Annotated in this window: 14 protein-coding genes and 1 pseudogene; 6 read left to right on the top strand and 9 right to left on the bottom strand. The window is 39.6% G+C overall.

Translation table 11 applies throughout. The features are described 5' to 3' along the window. Positions 1-57: 57 nt before the first annotated feature. The 4 genes from METTI_RS02425 to METTI_RS02410 form a co-directional block, all read right to left on the bottom strand. Complete coding sequence (locus METTI_RS02425; protein WP_023844222.1) at positions 58-1041, bottom strand: radical SAM protein; 984 nt, start codon at positions 1039-1041, stop codon at positions 58-60. 36 nt (positions 1042-1077) lie between these two features. After that, a complete protein-coding gene (locus METTI_RS02420) occupies positions 1078-1749 on the bottom strand; it encodes an MBL fold metallo-hydrolase (protein WP_023844221.1) in 672 nt (223 codons plus the stop codon). A 9-nt stretch (positions 1750-1758) separates the two neighbouring features. Then, on the bottom strand, positions 1759-2331 hold the full coding sequence (locus tag METTI_RS02415; protein WP_023844220.1) for a DUF1847 domain-containing protein: 573 nt from the start codon (positions 2329-2331) through the stop codon (positions 1759-1761). Between the two features lie 106 nt (positions 2332-2437). After that, positions 2438-3136 carry a DUF169 domain-containing protein gene (locus tag METTI_RS02410; RefSeq protein ID WP_023844219.1) on the bottom strand — a complete coding sequence of 233 codons (699 nt, stop codon included), beginning with the start codon at positions 3134-3136 and terminating at the stop codon, positions 2438-2440. 396 nt (positions 3137-3532) lie between these two features. Between METTI_RS02410 and METTI_RS02405 the strand changes: the two genes are divergently transcribed. Both METTI_RS02405 and METTI_RS02400 read left to right on the top strand, forming a co-directional pair. Further along, positions 3533-4873, top strand: coding sequence for a GTP-binding protein (locus METTI_RS02405; RefSeq protein ID WP_023844217.1), 1341 nt, complete (start codon positions 3533-3535; stop codon positions 4871-4873). Positions 4874-4943: 70 nt separating this feature from the next. Next, the gene (locus tag METTI_RS02400) at positions 4944-5978 is read left to right on the top strand and encodes a GTP-binding protein (protein ID WP_023844216.1); all 1035 of its coding nucleotides are present in this window, start codon (positions 4944-4946) and stop codon (positions 5976-5978) included. A gap of 42 nt (positions 5979-6020) precedes the next feature. On the opposite strand, the gene cfbA (METTI_RS02395) is transcribed toward METTI_RS02400, so the two are convergent. The 3 genes and pseudogenes from cfbA (METTI_RS02395) to METTI_RS16270 form a co-directional block, all read right to left on the bottom strand. Next, positions 6021-6446 carry a sirohydrochlorin nickelochelatase gene (gene cfbA, locus METTI_RS02395; RefSeq protein ID WP_281170052.1) on the bottom strand — a complete coding sequence of 142 codons (426 nt, stop codon included), beginning with the start codon at positions 6444-6446 and terminating at the stop codon, positions 6021-6023. 265 nt (positions 6447-6711) lie between these two features. Then, entirely contained in the window at positions 6712-7107 is a 396-nt protein-coding gene (gene cfbA / locus METTI_RS02390) for a sirohydrochlorin nickelochelatase (RefSeq protein ID WP_023844214.1), read from the bottom strand. 33 nt (positions 7108-7140) lie between these two features. After that, positions 7141-7272, bottom strand: a pseudogene (locus tag METTI_RS16270) (hypothetical protein); the annotation flags it as partial. Between the two features lie 215 nt (positions 7273-7487). Here METTI_RS16270 and METTI_RS02385 point away from each other — a divergent pair. The 4 genes from METTI_RS02385 (at position 7488) to METTI_RS02365 (ending at position 14611) form a co-directional block, all read left to right on the top strand. Beyond that, positions 7488-8234: a hypothetical protein gene (locus METTI_RS02385; protein ID WP_023844213.1), complete on the top strand. Its 747-nt coding sequence runs from the start codon at positions 7488-7490 to the stop codon at positions 8232-8234. Next, on the top strand, positions 8231-11380 hold the full coding sequence (locus METTI_RS02380; protein WP_023844212.1) for a tubulin-like doman-containing protein: 3150 nt from the start codon (positions 8231-8233) through the stop codon (positions 11378-11380). The genes METTI_RS02385 and METTI_RS02380 overlap by 4 nt, the downstream gene beginning before the upstream one ends. Before the next feature lie 86 nt (positions 11381-11466). After that, positions 11467-12858, top strand: a complete 1392-nt coding sequence (locus METTI_RS02370; RefSeq protein WP_211232183.1) for a hypothetical protein — start codon at positions 11467-11469, stop codon at positions 12856-12858. After that, positions 12839-14611, top strand: coding sequence for a hypothetical protein (locus tag METTI_RS02365; protein WP_023844210.1), 1773 nt, complete (start codon positions 12839-12841; stop codon positions 14609-14611). The genes METTI_RS02370 and METTI_RS02365 overlap by 20 nt, the downstream gene beginning before the upstream one ends. Here METTI_RS02365 and fdhD read toward each other — a convergent pair whose 3' ends face one another. Together fdhD and METTI_RS02355 are read right to left on the bottom strand one after the other, a co-directional pair. Further along, a complete protein-coding gene (gene fdhD, locus METTI_RS02360) occupies positions 14612-15436 on the bottom strand; it encodes a formate dehydrogenase accessory sulfurtransferase FdhD (protein WP_023844209.1) in 825 nt (274 codons plus the stop codon). Continuing rightward, complete coding sequence (locus METTI_RS02355) at positions 15433-16746, bottom strand: formylmethanofuran dehydrogenase subunit B (protein WP_023844208.1); 1314 nt, start codon at positions 16744-16746, stop codon at positions 15433-15435. The genes fdhD and METTI_RS02355 overlap by 4 nt, the downstream gene beginning before the upstream one ends. Position 16747: the final 1 nt, after the last annotated feature.

The raw sequence follows: 16747 nt of genomic DNA, 5'->3' as shown, positions 1-16747 counted from the left end.
AATTATAATAATTATATTCAGTACAATTATGTACTGAATTCTTATTTTCAAAACGATTCAGCTAATTTTGTAATAATTCTTTTCTCCGACAGTCGTTTCCTCTATACTTTCAGATGAGAGCATCCTGCCTATAATTGGTTTAAGTTCCTTATCATCAATTCCAAGGGATGCAGATATCTGTCTGAACGTACAGGGCCTTCGCATAATGAGGTCATAAACCTCTTCTTCGATGTTGCCATGTTTCATTTTTGAGTGGGATTTCTTAACTCCTTTGAGAACAAGTTTCACACGCTCTTTTCCAAAAGTATTTTCAAATTCAGTGGCAATCTGCTTTAATCTATCATCTGAAACCGGAATAATGTAGTCCTCTGCAGGAGGTCTGCTAACTGTGAGTATTTCTATTTCATCAGGATTTATCTCTATCAATACTTCTTTTAATTTTTCGATCTCTCTTTCTGTGTGGTTGACCGGAAAATCAATGTTAGAATCAACCATCATCACTTCAATACTAAGAATAGGGCGTTTGTCCATTCTTCTGATCTTTTTAAGGCCGTTGATGATGTTCTCAAGTGTGATCTCTTCTGCAGGCCTGTTAATGGCATTAAATGTTTCTTCATAACCGGAAACAAGAGTTGCTACTACAAGATCTGCTTCTGATAAATTTCTACGTATATTCTCTTTGTCAACAAGTGATGAATTAGTAATAACGCAAACTGGATGAGGACTTATCTCTTTAATCCCTTTGATCATCTCTCCAAGTCCAGAGTTTAGCGTGGGCTCGCAGGTGCCGGAAAATGTGATATAGTCAAGGTCTTCTATGTTTTTATGGTAGGTACGCAAACCTTCAACAACTTCTTCCGGTGAGACTACACCTTTTACATTATCAGTTCTTGTTATTTTGAGAGGAACATGCCCAAGCTGGCAATAAACACAATCAAAGTTACAGTTTTTCTTAGTCTCAAGTGTTTTGATTACATCAACTCCAAGAGATCTTCCAAGTCTTCTGGAAAGAATGGGGCCGTAAATTATTCTTTTTGTCATACAGGTATTTCTCAGTTGATATTTTACTTTTGGATCTCAAAGCTCAATTGAATATCCGGCATATATTTTCTGGAATTTCTCAGGATACATTTTTCTTATAATATCTTTGTGAGATGTGCAATGTCCTGCACCTATGAGGTCCATTTCTTTGAATGAGCCATATTCCTGGCTGTCATGCAAACCTCCGATTATTCCGTTTATTTTGCCAAATGAAGATGCAGCTTCCAAAATTAAGAGCAGACCCGGATGAGCACAACCAGCGAGAACGTAATTTCCGGATTCACATTCCAGAATAAGGGATTGTTCTTTAATTCCAGTACCGTTTTTCTCTAATTCTCCTGTTGTGTATATTTTATCACAGATTTTCTGGGGTGAGCTGACACCATATAGTTTCTTTGTAATTCGTGAGGTTATCTCTTTTTTAAGGCGTGGGGAAAATCCAGATGGTACAAATACATCTACATCAGGGTTTATGTTCAGGAAAGTTGTAACGCCGCCAGTGTGGTCCCAATGCTGGTGGGAGAGTACCAGTGTATCAATTATCTGCGGGTCAATTTCCAGTTTTTCCATGTTTTCAAGAAGCAAGTGTCCGTCCCAACCGGTATCAAACAGTATGTTATTAGTTCCGGTTTCAATCAGGCAGGAAAATCCCCACCCGCATTTCAGTGCTTCCTGTGCATTGTTATCATAGACAATGGTTATTTTCATGCGGGTGCCTCAGTCTGTTATTCCAAAAACTTTCTTCAGGTAGTAGCCGGAGTATATGGCTCCTGCAGGATTGTGTGCAAGCACACGGTCCTTTACGATGAATGTGGTTACAGGAGCTGCTGAATGTTGTGTAAAGAGTATGTCATGGCCTATACAAAGGCCGATGATGATATTGAGTTCAGTTCCTTTCTTTTCAAGCATCATTGCCTGGCCTATTGGGTTGCAGGTTGGGTCAAAGGACTCCGGGTGCAATTTCTCAAGGTTGTACTCTTCTTTTCTAATTGCAGAAACTTTGCAGCATACGGAGAAAACCTCAAAATGTTTTTCCAGGATTTTGGTTATGACTTCTGCTTCTCTTTCCATACCAACACAGAAAGCGAGCCCCAGTTTTTTGTACTCCATCTCCTTTGCATAAAGGATAATTTCTTCAAGCCTTGTTTTTTGCATATAGTGCCGGGCTTCAATGGCAGCAGAAGTTTTCATGGACTTCAGCTCGTTTCCTTCATAACTTATATCGTCTGTTATGCCTGCACAATCCTTGCCGTCCCGGCACATTTTATCATCGCAGTATGCGCATTTCATTAAGATATCACCTGGTGACCTGGAATTAGGTCATGTATGAAATGGATATTCTCTCATATGAGATAAAATATGTGGTGGCACAACATTAAACTCAAAGCTTAGAATCTCATTTCTGTCTTGCTTTTTGCATAGGTCCATCGCTTATCTTTTCAAGGGCTTCTATTATCTTTTCCAGATTCTTGTAAGGAATTCCTGCTATCATTTCATCATTTTCAATGTCTGTAGACCGGCGGCATCCATAACATCCAAGACTCATGTTCATCTCGCCGCTGGTTATTGGAATAATAGTGGAATCAACACAGGTTGCCTGAAAAGCTGCAGTGCTGAATGCCTGTCTTCCGCCTTCAAAATACGTAGCTGCAGGGATTAGCCAGTATAGTGTTTCCGGAAGGTCAACAAGTATGACTACATCCGGTTTAGTTTTGAACTCTTTCAAAGGTCCGACTACTGTGGCAATGGTGCTTTCCTCTTCAAACTCGGAGCGCTGGCATATCATATTTGCAGCAGCATCGGAACAATCAAACATTCCAAGATTTGAGTGGAACTCTCCTTCTTTTACTTTAGTCGGCAGCGGTACAAGTCCAAGACTTGAAGCGCCAACCATGCACGCATGTTTGCCTGCAGGAATTACAAAAGATTCTCCTTTCCTTGCCCTCATTATTGACTGGCAGTGTCGGATGTTTTTTTCAGGTTCGTTGAATCCTTCCGGAATCTTTTCGCCTTTCTTAATTACTTTTACAGCAACCGGTTCATGCCTGAGGTCAAGGAGCTTTACGAGTTTGTCTGCTATCTTGGCATTTTCCATGTTTCCAACTCCTCATAAACCTTTATTAGTAATATTTTAGCAAGCTGGCTATTTACTGGTTTCGATGATTTTTTGCTTTTGAAATCTCAAGTTAATTCCTTTTATATTTGGGTATTATGACAAAATAGTTACATTTAATTATTTTGTATATTGTATTATAGCAATGTATTGTTAGTGTTTTTTGATTTTATTTTATCTTCTAGTATTCACCATAGTGGGTGTATTTACGATTTAGTGTATCTTTCTCATACATGTATTCATTTTTATGGTTTATTGATGCTGATTTTTTATAGATTTTAAAATACTTAATGTTTGGATACGCTCCAACTTTGTAAACAACTTTATATATCATTGAGTTGTAGTATTTTTCAGGTTCCATTACAGGAGGTAGACTAAATGGATGCAATAATCATAGGTGGATTTTTAGGCAGCGGAAAGACGACAACAGTAATTAATGTAGGTAAGGAATTGGCTGAAAGGGGCCACACAGTAGCAATAATTGTCAATGAGGTTGGAGAAGTAGGCATTGACGGAGATCTCATATCAAAATACGGGCTTGACACTAAGGAAATAACAAATGGCTGTATCTGCTGTACCTTGAAGCTCAACATGAAAACAACACTTACTGAACTTTATCACTCATATAATCCTGATTATATTCTGGTAGAACCATCCGGTATTGCTTTCCCGAATCTCATTAAAAAAGAACTTGAATTAATGAACTTCGGGGACAATATCAGAGTAGCTCCTCTTGTGACACTGATAGATGGGAGCCGTTTCAAGGAAATTATGAAATCCGTCAAGGTCTATGCATTAAGGCAAATAGAGGATGCTGAGATACTTGTGATTAATAAGGCTGATCTTGTTGAGCCTATTAAAATGTCTGTGCTTATGGATTCAGTACAGCAGCTCAATTCTGATGCCAGCGTCATTAAGATGTCATCACGTCCTGATGACTCCGGTTTCACTGAACTTATGAGTATGATAGTTCCATCTGTATCAGAAGATGAGCATGTTTCTGCAACTCATGTGAAAGAACATGCTGCTAAGCCACATTCTCACGATCACAGTCATCGTGATGCAGATCATGAAGAGCACGATCATCACCATGAAGACAATCATGATGCACATGATCACAACCATGATCATCACAGTCACGATCATCACCATCACGACAACCATACGCATTATGACAGCGAAAGTTCAGGACTTGCTTCATATGCTAATGACTACAGGATACTTGAAGACGATATTGACAGGGAAACTGCCAGGCAGATTACACTGGAAATTGCTGAAAATGTGAAAAGTTCAATCATAAAGCACAGTCCTGAGTTTGTAGGACATATCAAAATGTTCATGGAAGTTCCGGATGAGACTGTAAAAATAAGTATCACTTCCCATGCTGAAAGTCCTTCCATGAATATTATAGAAACAACTGCACATTCCGGTCCCAGATTTAAGATACTTACAGCAGTTTCAGGATTAAATGAAAATGAACTTGTACATCTGGTGGATGAAAATGTTGAATCTGCTTTCAATAAAAGGAACATGACCTCTCAGCGCTTGCATGAGCCTCATGATCACGACCACCATCACCACGATGATGACCATGAAGGCCACCATGATCATCATAGCCATGATCATAAGCATCTTCACGGTGAGGTGGAAGATATGGATGATATCTATGATCATGATTTGACAGGATGTGGTGCAGAGGGAGGAGATTGCATCCTCTGATACTTTTTACATTTCAAAGAATTCTGAAAATTAACTTTCACTAATAATAACTGAGTATAGGAGGGTTTGAATGAACATAATACTCGTAAGTGGTTTTCTGGGAAGCGGTAAAACAACTTCCATAATCCGGATGGGAAATCACTTTAAATCTAAAGGATACAGCGTGGCAGTGCTTGTAAATGATATTGGTGATGTGGGTGTGGATGGTCAGGTTATCAGTAACAACGGACTTGAGTCCAAGGAAATTCCACGAGGATGTATTTGCTGTACATTAAAGTACGCCCTTGAAGCCAATATTTCCCTTGTGCAGGCACAGTTTGATCCGGATATCCTTCTTATAGAACCTACAGGTGTTGCATTTCCCCTGAGAATAAAAGAGCAGATAGAGAAAATGGATTTTGGTCCTGAAGTGAACATGGGTCCAATTATCTCTCTGATAGATGGCAGTAAGTTCGGTGAACTAATGGAACATTCGGGTGATTCTATCATAAAGCAGGTTAAAAATGCGGATATCGTTGTTCTTAATAAACAGGATTTGCTGGACAGGGAACAAGTTGCTGAGATTATGTCGACTATAAAGGATTTCAATCCGGATTCAGCTACTTTTAGTTTGTCAATGGAATCCTGCGATGGAAGTTTTAATTCATTTATGGAGAAAATAGAATCGTCTTTCATTGAAGAGAATGCAAATTTATCATCAAATACTACTCCAATTGCCTGTAACACTGCGTGTGATGATGAGTTCAATCATTTCAATGTTGGCAGTTATGCAGGTTCTTATGAGCTTAGTGCTCTTCTGGACGGTGAAACTGCATCAGGTTTGGTTCTTGATGTTATGCAATCTGTCAGAAGTGGCATTCTTGATATTAACCCACAGTTCCTGGGGCATTTGAAGATGTTCCTCCACACGGGTTCTGTGGGTTTGCGGGTCAGTGTAACATCCTACAAGGATCAACCAAAGCTGGAGTTTATAGGCTCAGAAAATGGAAATGCTGGCAATACCTTCACTGTCTTTGCAGCTGTAACGGATGTTGCAAGGGATAATCTTGAGGATATTATAGAAAGTGCTGTTAATGCAAGTTCATCTCAGTTTATTGCTGCCTGAAAAAAAGGAGTTCAAATAAAATAGCTGTGTCTGTGACACAGCTTAAAGTGCTTCCTGCACTCTCTTGAAGATAAGATCCGCAATGAGCCTGTCACTGCCAAGAGGTTTTGCATATAAGATTTTTACAATATTGCCATCCAATTTTACCTCTCCTTCATTTGTACCTTCTTTCAGATTAATGAATTCAGGAATGTCTTCTGTGAGGTGGACTCCGGATGCCATGAATACAGGTGTTGCAGCTATTTTAGTTACGCCTGTGCCTTCAAATGACATCAGTGCATCTCTTACTTTCGGTTCACTGTGTTCTACAAAACCTGTTTTTACAATATATTCCGGATTATTTTCTGCGATTATATTTGAAATTTCAGTAACAACCTGATTGTTATATGGTAGCCTGCTGCCATGTCCAATGATCAAGATTCCTATTTTTTCACTCATAATGTGACCTTCCTTCCCAAAGGTCATTATTACTATGGTATATATGTCTTTGCGAACTTAACACGTGTGAATCCTAATTTTTCCATATAATATGTAAAATATAGTAAACTCTAGTTGCAATACAAAATAGTTATTGATATCAATTCAAAATATCTGACCATGACTATGGTTCAGGATTTTTATTTTGATGAAATGTCCATCAAAAGTACAAGATAATTGGCCATTATGGAATCAAATGAAAATATTGCAAAATATGATTTGCTAGTAAAAAAGAGAACTGTGTCTTTGACACAGCTTACAGGACTTCCTGTGCTCTCTTGAAGATAAGATCTGCAATGAGCTTGTCGCTGCCAAGAGGCTTTGCATAGACGATCCTGACTTTGTTTCCGTCAAGTTCAAGCTCACCCTCATTTGTCTCAGGGTCGAGTTTGAGGATTGCAGGAATGTCTTTTGTGATATGGATACCTGATGCAAGGAATACTGGTGCTGCAGCGATTGTTGTTACGCCTGTACCTTCGAATGACATGAGTGCCTCTTCTACTGTAGGCTCACTGTTCTCCATGAATCCTGCCTTTACAACATATTCAGGGTTGTTCTCTGCGATCATGTTTGCGATCTCTGTTACGACCTGGTTGTTGTATGGTAATCTGCTGCCGTGTCCAATAGCTAAAATTCCGATTTTTTCACTCATGATGTAACCTTCTTTTTTATATGAAGTATTATTCTCAACAGTATTTGTGTTACGTTGCAGGGGTAGTAGTGTAGTTATGGGATATAATGGTTTTGATATTTTGATGCTGAAAATTCGAAAATAAGTACAAAGAAATTGTTTTCTGATTATATGATTAAATTCAATTATTTTGATACAAAAAGGATTAATCCTCGCTTTCTTTTCTATTTGATTCTAATATTTTATTAATTTCATTTAAAAATCACAATAAAATCAAAAAGATTATATAGTTAAATGATGGAGTTTATATACAAAATTATTGACTTGTGGGACAATAGTTTCAGTTTTGGTTAGTGTAAATTGGAATTATTGTAAGAAAGCAATTATTTTGGGGTTGAAGCATGAAAACACGCAATATACTGATAGTTGAAACTATACTTTGTTTCTTTATTCTTATCTCTCTTATTTCGAACGTTGGTGCAGTAGATGTTGATATTGCAGGTAATCTTCCTGATGAGGCAAAGGAAGGGGATATCATAGAGTATGATCTCACCATTAGCAGTATTCCCCAGTCAGCAGATTACATTTCCTTTGAAACTGACCTGGAAGCATATGGAAATTATCCTCTTTACAATTTTACGGAACTTGATATTACCAGCAATTCCAATAATTATGTACTGGACCTGAATGACAGCGATGAAGAAGTACTCGTTCACATACAGGGAAAAGTACCTGTTGTAAGGGAAGTTGTCCAGACTGATAAGGTAACTCTCATAAAACTAGATGAAAAAACAACAGGATACGCCTACTACCGCTTTAATCTCCTGGATGACGAAAAGAACAGTCTGAAGGACAGTGACACCCGGATATTCACTATAAGTGTTCCTGAGATCGAATCCTTTGAAAGTAAACTTGACACAATCGAAGATCCTTTTATGAGGAACTATCTCTCGGATCTTTTTGATAAAGGACTTGTCCATGAAGCCAATGAGCTTGCAGACTATCTTAATTCTGATGAGGAGGAGGGACCGGAAATCTCATTGTATCTGGCTGCTGGTGGAATTATAGTTGCTCTTATTATTGGTGCGATAATCGGTATTCGAATCGGTAATTCCGATGACGATGATTACGGGGATGATGACATATGAGTTATGAAAAGATAATTCCACCACTTCAATTACCAACTGACATGACAATAGTTGGTGTTGGAGGCTGCGGAAAAAGACTGACAATGGAAATATGCAATAACGACTGGTTCCTGAAGCACTATTCTGCTGATGGCAGACGGCTTAAAGTTTATACAATGGATGCCGATGCCAACGAGAAAGAAGGCGATGAATTACATGTCTCACAGCTGAAAAATAAAATAATCGAATGCGGAGCACAGGGAAACGTTGAAACTAAATTCTATTATTTACCATCTCTTGCAAACATCAGCCAGGTTCCTGACCTTGCCAGCAAGGAAATTGCTGAGAAAGTCAAGAACAAGAGGTCTGAGCCAAAAGTTAAAACCTGGTGGCTCAACGATGATTCGGAAGATGGGATTGTTTTTGAGGATTTGTTGAAAATCGATCACCTTGCAATGGATGACTTTGGTGGTGGAGTTCACCGCAGAAGAGCAATTTCCAAAGCAATATTTTACAAGGTCATAACCGAAGGTGAATCCAGCGGCTTCCCAACTTTTTCAAGCAGGGGGAGCGTTGCTATTGTTGTGGGTCTTGGAGGTGGAACAGGTTCCGGTATGTTCATCGACCTTGCACGGTATATACGCTCATTTAAAGGCGATTCAACACAACTATGTCTCTTTGTGGTCCTTCCAACAACCCAGGAAGGAGAGAAGGAACAATTAAACGCTTCAATCGCCCTTACTGAGCTTGAATATCTCAACATGACAGAGAGATTGTTCAACAATGTGATTGTCACATCCCTTGGCCCTACCGGATACAAAAAGGGAGAAGAAGCACGTGCAGAGGTTCACGAGTTCGATGCAATGTTCCCTAATGTTTTCACTAATTTCTTCCATGTGGAAACCGGTGACATTAATATAAGTGACGTAAAAGGGTCATTCTCATCATTCATTTTTGCAAATTCCCATGTTATTGAATATCCTATTGAGGATCTGCGTGGACTTAAGAACCAGTATGAAGAGATCATCAATTCTCTGGAAATGATTACAAATTCCAGGAAAGAATTGAACCAGCAGATAGATTCTTTCTTACAGAATCAGTATTCTTTCAAGGAAACCGCTCCAACTAAAGAGAACTTCGAGTACATCAAAAAGGAATACAGGAATATTGAAAATGTACTGAAACATGAGATTGGACGTCTTCTTAATTATAAGAGTGTGGACACAATCGAGTATTTCATAGCAAACCAGATTCCTGCAGAAATGCAGATCGATAAGATAAGCACTTTTGATGGCATGGTTGAATATCTTTCCAAAGTCAAGGCAGGTTCACAGAGTGTTAAGTCAAATGAGCTTACCGATGAGAATGATAAAAAGCTGGCAGATCTGATTCCCGAAAGCATTCAGGTTCTGGAGGAAACAGCTCTTCTCTTCAAAAAAGTCTCCGGTGTATCTGAAGAGTCTGCAAGGTCAACTCTTATTGATATGCTCAAGGGTAACCAGAATATATCTTCCACCATCAGCAACATGAATGTCAAGTCCAAGAAACTCAAGGATGAGATGAGGGAACTTGAGAAACAGGTAATGGAAAAAGAAGAGGAATCCGAGGGTGCAGAACTGCTTAAAGGTCAGGTTACTAAAAAGGCAGAGCAAAGGATTTCTGACAACGAGAAAGAAATAGAACAGTATCTGGCTATCAATAAAAGAGTCCTGTCCCTGGATGAAAAGGAAAAGGATTTGAAGATGAAGCTTGAAGACTTCATTTCCAATGTAAAAAGTGATGATATCAAGGCCAGGGATAAAAGTGGCTGGCTAAGGGCTGCCAACGTTTCAGCAATGCAGCAGGAATTCAAAGACCTCTCTTATGAGATAGAAGGCAGTTATGACGGCCTGATAAACCTGATAGAATCCATTGCACTCTATTATTTCTATGATTCTGAAAGAAAGAAGCAGGAAAAGGGTGGTCTTGTCAGTCTGATAAAGGGCGATAAGAAGAAAAAGGTCAGAAAGTTCGAGGCAATGAAAAAAGAAAAAGAGGATTACATAAAATCCAATGCTAAACACTGGAACATTCAGATAAACAGTCCTTTTGAGTTCTACATACCCGATGATTTCCTGAACAAAGGACTGCACAAAAAAGCTTCCGAAATTAAGAAACAGACGATCTCTTCACTATTGGGTGATGCCGGTAAGGAATCAGTCAATTATGACAGGGTTGATGCAATCTTTGACCAGACAGAGAGAAGTGAGTTAATAGCTTCTCTAAGGGATTGCCTGACTGAAATATATCTTAAAAAGGAAGGATATTTCCTCAAATCAAAGTCCATATCCGGGGATATTGATTCTATAAAAGAAGAGATTGGCGAAAAGCGTTCAGTTGCAGATATGATGGATCATGCCGAAGAACTTCATGAAAAGACATTCAGTTCAAGAAGAGATCTCAATAAGCATTACGAGTCGTTCTATCATTTCATGTCCTCAATTAATGAGAAGACCAAATCCAAGAACAAGACTGATAAAAGTCTTTACAGGACAAAGGTTGGCGAGATTAATCCGAAAATCCTGTCTCTTATTGGCGAGATGTCAGACCTGACTAATCTTGATAACGATGACAACGGAATGAATGAGCTTAACAACCTTCTTTCTGAAGTAAAGGCTACGTATCCTTCACTGCTTGAGAACTATAAACTGGGAATCCATAACCAGATGATACCTATAAGCACCACGGAAAAGTGGACTTTCGGAAAAGTGGGACTTGTCATAGGTTCTCGTTCCTCATACATTTCATCATCAGTTGTGAATAGCACAATATCCACTGATATCAATGCCATAATGTCCCTGAAGAGCTCTCAGGATGCCCGTGTGATAACACATTCCCACGCAAAACCATGGGAAGTAACTCTCACACTGCTTGCAGCTACAAGTTTCCTTGATAATATTTCTCCGCTGACATCCGGTGGAGGATACTGGAAGATGTACGAGCAGAGCAGTGACAATATCCTGCACCATGTTCTGAAAATGCAGGATGGGGAGTATATTGTCAGGAAAAAGTTGCTTGATGTGAAATACGCAGGTGAACTGGCAAACTTGGAGAGAGCCGGTCAGGATATAGTACCTAAAATAAAGGATCTTTACGAGGTCAAAAAACTTCGTGAAGCTCTTGAGTAAATGGCTAACTGGAAAAAGGTGGCATTATGAGGTTGCGGGGGAAGACTAATATAACCAACCCGGTTATTTTTTTGCTATGTTTAGCCTTGTCTACGGGATTTCTGTTTGCAACAAGTGAACAGATTATCTCCTCGCTTACATGGTATATAGCTGTATTACTGAGTTTTTTCATAGCTTTGTTCATTTCAAGCGGCGTAGGCATGCTGTTTGAAGAAAGGTCCCGGTTTGGAGGGCAGCTTTTACTGGCAGCCTTTTTACCATATCTTTACTTTTTCTGGGTGCAGGATAATATACTTAGACTTGATGGTATTGCCCCCGGTTTACTTGCAGGATTCGGATTCATATTGCATGCATTCATGAACAACCGCTTTGATATTGTTGCAAAGAGGACTCGTTCATTTTTAAAAGTGTTTTTTGTAGGAATGATGATCTACCTGTTTATCATATTAATCAAATTAGTATCTGAAGAAGACATGCGTGAAATACCTCAGTATGTGCTCTCAGGTTCTAATGATCTTTTCATGATTTTACTAAGCTTCTTTGCTTTGATGATTCTTCATGCATTACTGATGAAGTTCGTGCATGGAATCAAGGCTTCAGACGTCTTTGTTTATGGTCCGTCCAAATCAGGAAAAACCCTGCTGTTGCTTGCCCTGTATAATCAGTTCGTTCATTATTACAATGGTCGCAGGAGCGAGACTATAATTTCCTCTTCAAGAGAAGAGGATTATTACAGGATCGAGAACATGCTGGCAGAACTAAAAAATGGGAAACAGCCAAAAAGTAATCAGAAAACTGATCTGACAATGTATACTTTGATGGGCAAAAAGTCAATCAAGCCCATTGAGTTTTCATTTGTTGACTATGGTGGCGAGTTTACTGAGAACCTGACTAAAGACGGGTACTTCAAGGCTATTCTGGAAATAAATAAACAAATTCCAGAGCTTGATAAAGATACTTTAAGTGGAAAGATTGGCAGCCATGAGTTTATTGCAGAACTGAAAAATACTCATCCTGACGATGTTGTTTATATTCTTGATCAATTGGTCCTGGCCCATGTATATAAAAAACTTGAAAATGCCGGCAAAGTCGTTTTTCTGGTAGATGGTGAACATATTGTCTCTTATCATGAGGACGGTGCAAGCCAGCTAACTCGCTTGTTTGGCCAGTATTCAAGGATTATGGAATTGCTTGGTGATGGTAAATCTTATGCGATTGTCGTTACAAAAGCTGATAAAATTAAGAATATCACAGATGTGATTGATAATTCAAAAGATGCTCTTAATATTGAAAAAGAGATTTTAGAGATGCTGAAGGATATCGACACTTTTAAAGAGATCCAGCATCGGGCTACAAAAGGTCCTATTCATTTCTATGCTGTAAGTGCAAATGCTTTAAAGAGAGTTGACCAGCAGGAAGAAGCTATTAAAAATATTTATCCATGGAGGGTGGAACAAATTGCAAAGTTTGGTTTCTGAATTTTATGTTTACAACTCCACCGGTAGACTCCTTAGTGGGGAGGGGGAAGTTTATTCCAACGAATACACTAATCTGGCAAAGCAGATAGATTCCAAGAGGAATGCCCTGTATTTTGAACTTTCACATGAAGAAGGCGTTCTGATACTGGGTTGCAGTGTCATGGTTGAGGAAGTAGGTGGAAGGGAAGAGAGAATTGTATGTGTTGGCAAGTATTCAGGTTATAATGGCCACGAATCAGCTCTTATTACTCAGTTCTATGAAACAGTTTCTTCAGAGATATCACATTTACAGAAGCTGGAATACAGATTAGTCGGTCTCTGGGAAGAGAATGATATCAGTGACTTTTCAGGATTGAAGGAACTTATCGCCGATGAGATTACTGTGGACTATACTTTTGGTAAGCTGCTTGCCAATGAGAAAGTCTCTGTCAAGTCTGCCAGTGCAGTTAATGCAGTTTCTCTGATAAACAGTGTATTTTCCTCAGTAGGCAATTCCCTTGAATCCGACCTGAAATTTATGGCTTCACAGTATCCTTATGATACTGATATTTCAATTTGTCCCATTGAGCCAAATCCGGATTTTGAACTTGAAGAACATGTTCTGAAATGGAAGTCTGCTCCTCATTATAGTGAATATTATGTGTTGCTTCCAGGAGTTTTCAAAGAACATGAAAGCGATATTAAAGCATCTTTACAAGCTAATAATCGTATTAATCTTTCATTTACTGTAAAGAATTTTGCTTTCAGGTTTCATACATGGGATATTCTGGATCTTTTTGCAACAAGTGAGTCTTTGTATAGGTTATTTGAACTCTACAAAGGTGATGTTTCTACATTAGTGCAGATTTTCAAAGAAAGATCCATACAGATTAAACAAATGCCGATGACAAATGAAGTTACCATTGCAAACATATTCCTGTCATACAGTAATCACCTCTCCCAAAATTCAATTTTTTCAAATATGGGAGAAGATGAAGCATTAAGAAGTCTCTTTGAAAGGATAAGGAATGCCGGTGTAAAAAAGCAGCTTGATATCGCTCTTCTTAAAAACAGAGGTTTATGGAGCTACGTAATAAAAGATACCATCCGCAGAATATATGCAGGCAGGGATGTTGAATTATTAAATGCACTTTGTAGTGTTGGATTTACACGTGGCGACTATGGCGGTGAAAAGTTCAGTAAGAATGTAGCTGCGGCTCTGTCTTCATATGATAATGAGAAATTGGTGGTTCTGCTTAAAATTGTAGGTGAAAACATAAGAACTGCTCCTGCAACAGGGGGGCAGATTTTTGTTGATTATATAAGCACTCAATTGCGTGCCTATGATCTGTCATCCGATTTAACGACGACCGAAGCAGAAAACCTCGACAGGTATTTCAATACAAAGTATGTTGCAGCTAAACAAAAAGCTAAAACGAAAAAAAAGCAGAATATGATGATGCTGGCTTCATATGGTATTGTGGCAATGATTCTAATTGCGGGCATTGCTTATGTATTCCTCAATGGAGGCCCGATGGCTGTTTACACTAATCTCACAGGAGGAAACAATTCTGCAGTTGATGGGAATCTAACTGATCAGGCCAATCTGAGTTATGTAAATAATTCCGTGAATGATTCTGAAAATACAATTCAACTTGTAAACGATTCATTTGAAAATTCATCAGTAAATGGGACTAACGAAACTTCAGGTTTCAATAGTTCGACATCTGGAAATGAAACCAATGAAACACCTGGTTTTGTAGAAGTTGGATAATCAGATGATTATTCTCTCTTCTCCTGCATACACATACAGATTTTTCCCTCTCACAAAAGCTACCAGAGTCATTCCTGCTTTTTGAGCTAGTTCTACTGACTCACGCACAGTTGCACCTTTGCTTGAGATAAGAGGAATGCCCGCATTCATGGCTTTAGAAACCATGGTGGATGCCAGTCTGCCGGTTGTAGCCAGAGCGCATTCTGAAAGATTGATGCCGTTCATCAGGGCTTTACCTACAACCTTATCCATGGAGCATGCTCTGCCAACATCCTCACAGAAGAATAGTATTTCTCCCTGGTTGTTGTAGATTATAGATGTATGTGCACCCCCGGTGCTGTGCCATGCCCTGCCAAGTTCTTTTAACTGGCTGACTCCGTGGGTAATAGCCTCGGTGCTGAATTTAGTATCGGAATTAATCTGTTTGATGACATCTTTGCGGTATGATGTTGTTCCGCACCTCTCAAGATGCGTTAGTTCCTCCAGTTCAGGAGTATTAATTTCAATTTCACAGAAAATAGATTTTCCTTCTATCTTTATCGAATCAACCTGGGTGTCAGGTTCAATAAATCCCTCGCAGACGAGAAATCCCAGTGCAAGCTCTTCAAGTTCGTAAGGACTTGCAAAAAAAGTAGTTACGTGAACGTTATTTACGAAAAGTTCAAACTTTTCTTCTACAATAACGTCCACAGTAATGTGTTGTTTACTGTTTTCAGTGATTTCCAGGCACTCTATGGGGACGTAAAAGGGAGAGGAAATACTTTCCTCACCTTTGCGGAAGGTTTCATCCTTCCCTTTCCTTTCTGAGTACCAGTGCTCACTCATGCTTCCTTTTTAGCCTTTACCTTTGCAAAGAGCTGCTTGAGGGTGTCCTCATTGCTCTTTGTTTCAGGGAATGGAGAGTCTGTGAATGGTTCAAAGTATACAGGCACGTTGTCGAGTCTGTAGAATGTACCGTCACATTCCATAGCATCAATTACACCAGGCAGAACTACATCTGCTGCTGTGGTTGATGGGCATGGTGCAATGTCAAGGCAGATCATTGGTATGTCTGCGAGATACTTTGCAGCATCTGCCGGAATGTGGTTCACAAGGTCAGCAGACATGATAAATGCTGCATCAACATCTTTCTCCCTGAGAAGGTCTACAGTTGTTGTCTCTCCAGGGTTGTACCTTGGATATCCCTTCATGAAGTCAAGGCCGAATGGGTAACCGTAAAGGTAGGATGCAAGCTGGTTGAATCCTGCTACGTTACAGTGACCTCTAAGAGCACCGATATTACACTTGGTGTAATTGTTCATCTCCTTGACGAAGTTCAGTGCAATCTCAATGTTCCTGTGTTTTCCGTATGAGGATGAAACACCAAGACCAACGTACATAGCAACAAAGTTTGCCTCCTTCATCATCTCAACTGTCTGCTTCATCACTGAAATTGGGATTCCTGTGATTTCCTCTACAGATGGATGTGGCTCCTTGCCATTGAGGATTGTGAACATTGCGCTGAGAAGTTCGTAGTCTGAACTTGGGTTAAGCTGAAGGTGCAGATCTGATGCAACAGCGGTAGGTGTTACCCTTGGGTCCACTGTGACCATTGTCCTGTCAAATCTTCCTCTCTTTGTCCAGTAACCTCTTGGGAATACACCGTACTTGGACATGTGTCTTGGCATGGATTCCAGTGCATTGACACCCCAGTAGACGGTCATGTCAGCTCTGTTCTTTGCCTGACCGGCGGTAGCTCCTACCATACCGGATTCCTGAATACCCATAACAGTTGGTCCGTGGCAGATTGTTGCGTTGGAGTCTGCTGGTGCACCAAGATATTCAGCAATGTGTAATCCTACTTCCTGTGCTTCACAGGAGGTCTCACTTCCAAGGAAAAACAGTGGGCGTCTTGCATTTACAAGAATATCTGCTGCCATCTCAAGTGCTTCTTCCCAGCTGACGTCCTTTACCTTTCCGTTCTCTCTGATGGTTGGTTTCAGGATCCTGTGTGAACTTACGACTTCCTGGAACTTTGCGTTACCCATCTTACATGCATTCTGCACATCGATTGTACGGTTCTCGGTATCCAGATCGACCTGAACATCGTCACATGAACCTCCACAGACAGGGCATATAATGTTCTTATAGACCATT

It is taken from the genome of Methanolobus tindarius DSM 2278, from assembly GCF_000504205.1.
In the GTDB taxonomy this organism is placed as follows: domain Archaea; phylum Halobacteriota; class Methanosarcinia; order Methanosarcinales; family Methanosarcinaceae; genus Methanolobus; species Methanolobus tindarius.
This window is presented reverse-complemented; position numbering and strand designations above follow the sequence as displayed.

Excerpts from the sequence above, each read along its gene's own strand:
- cfbA (WP_023844214.1), bottom strand. The coding sequence starts at position 7,107 with ATGAGTGAAAAAATCGGAATTTTAGCTATTGGACACGGCAGCAGATTA.
- METTI_RS02385 (WP_023844213.1), top strand. The coding sequence starts at position 7,488 with ATGAAAACACGCAATATACTGATAGTTGAAACTATACTTTGTTTCTTT.
- METTI_RS02415 (WP_023844220.1), bottom strand. The coding sequence starts at position 2,331 with ATGAAATGCGCATACTGCGATGATAAAATGTGCCGGGACGGCAAGGAT.
- METTI_RS02405 (WP_023844217.1), top strand. The coding sequence starts at position 3,533 with ATGGATGCAATAATCATAGGTGGATTTTTAGGCAGCGGAAAGACGACA.
- METTI_RS02355 (WP_023844208.1), bottom strand. The coding sequence starts at position 16,746 with ATGGTCTATAAGAACATTATATGCCCTGTCTGTGGAGGTTCATGTGAC.
- METTI_RS02380 (WP_023844212.1), top strand. The coding sequence starts at position 8,231 with ATGAGTTATGAAAAGATAATTCCACCACTTCAATTACCAACTGACATG.
- fdhD (WP_023844209.1), bottom strand. The coding sequence starts at position 15,436 with ATGAGTGAGCACTGGTACTCAGAAAGGAAAGGGAAGGATGAAACCTTC.
- METTI_RS02410 (WP_023844219.1), bottom strand. The coding sequence starts at position 3,136 with ATGGAAAATGCCAAGATAGCAGACAAACTCGTAAAGCTCCTTGACCTC.
- METTI_RS02420 (WP_023844221.1), bottom strand. The coding sequence starts at position 1,749 with ATGAAAATAACCATTGTCTATGATAACAATGCACAGGAAGCACTGAAA.
- METTI_RS02425 (WP_023844222.1), bottom strand. The coding sequence starts at position 1,041 with ATGACAAAAAGAATAATTTACGGCCCCATTCTTTCCAGAAGACTTGGA.
- METTI_RS02400 (WP_023844216.1), top strand. The coding sequence starts at position 4,944 with ATGAACATAATACTCGTAAGTGGTTTTCTGGGAAGCGGTAAAACAACT.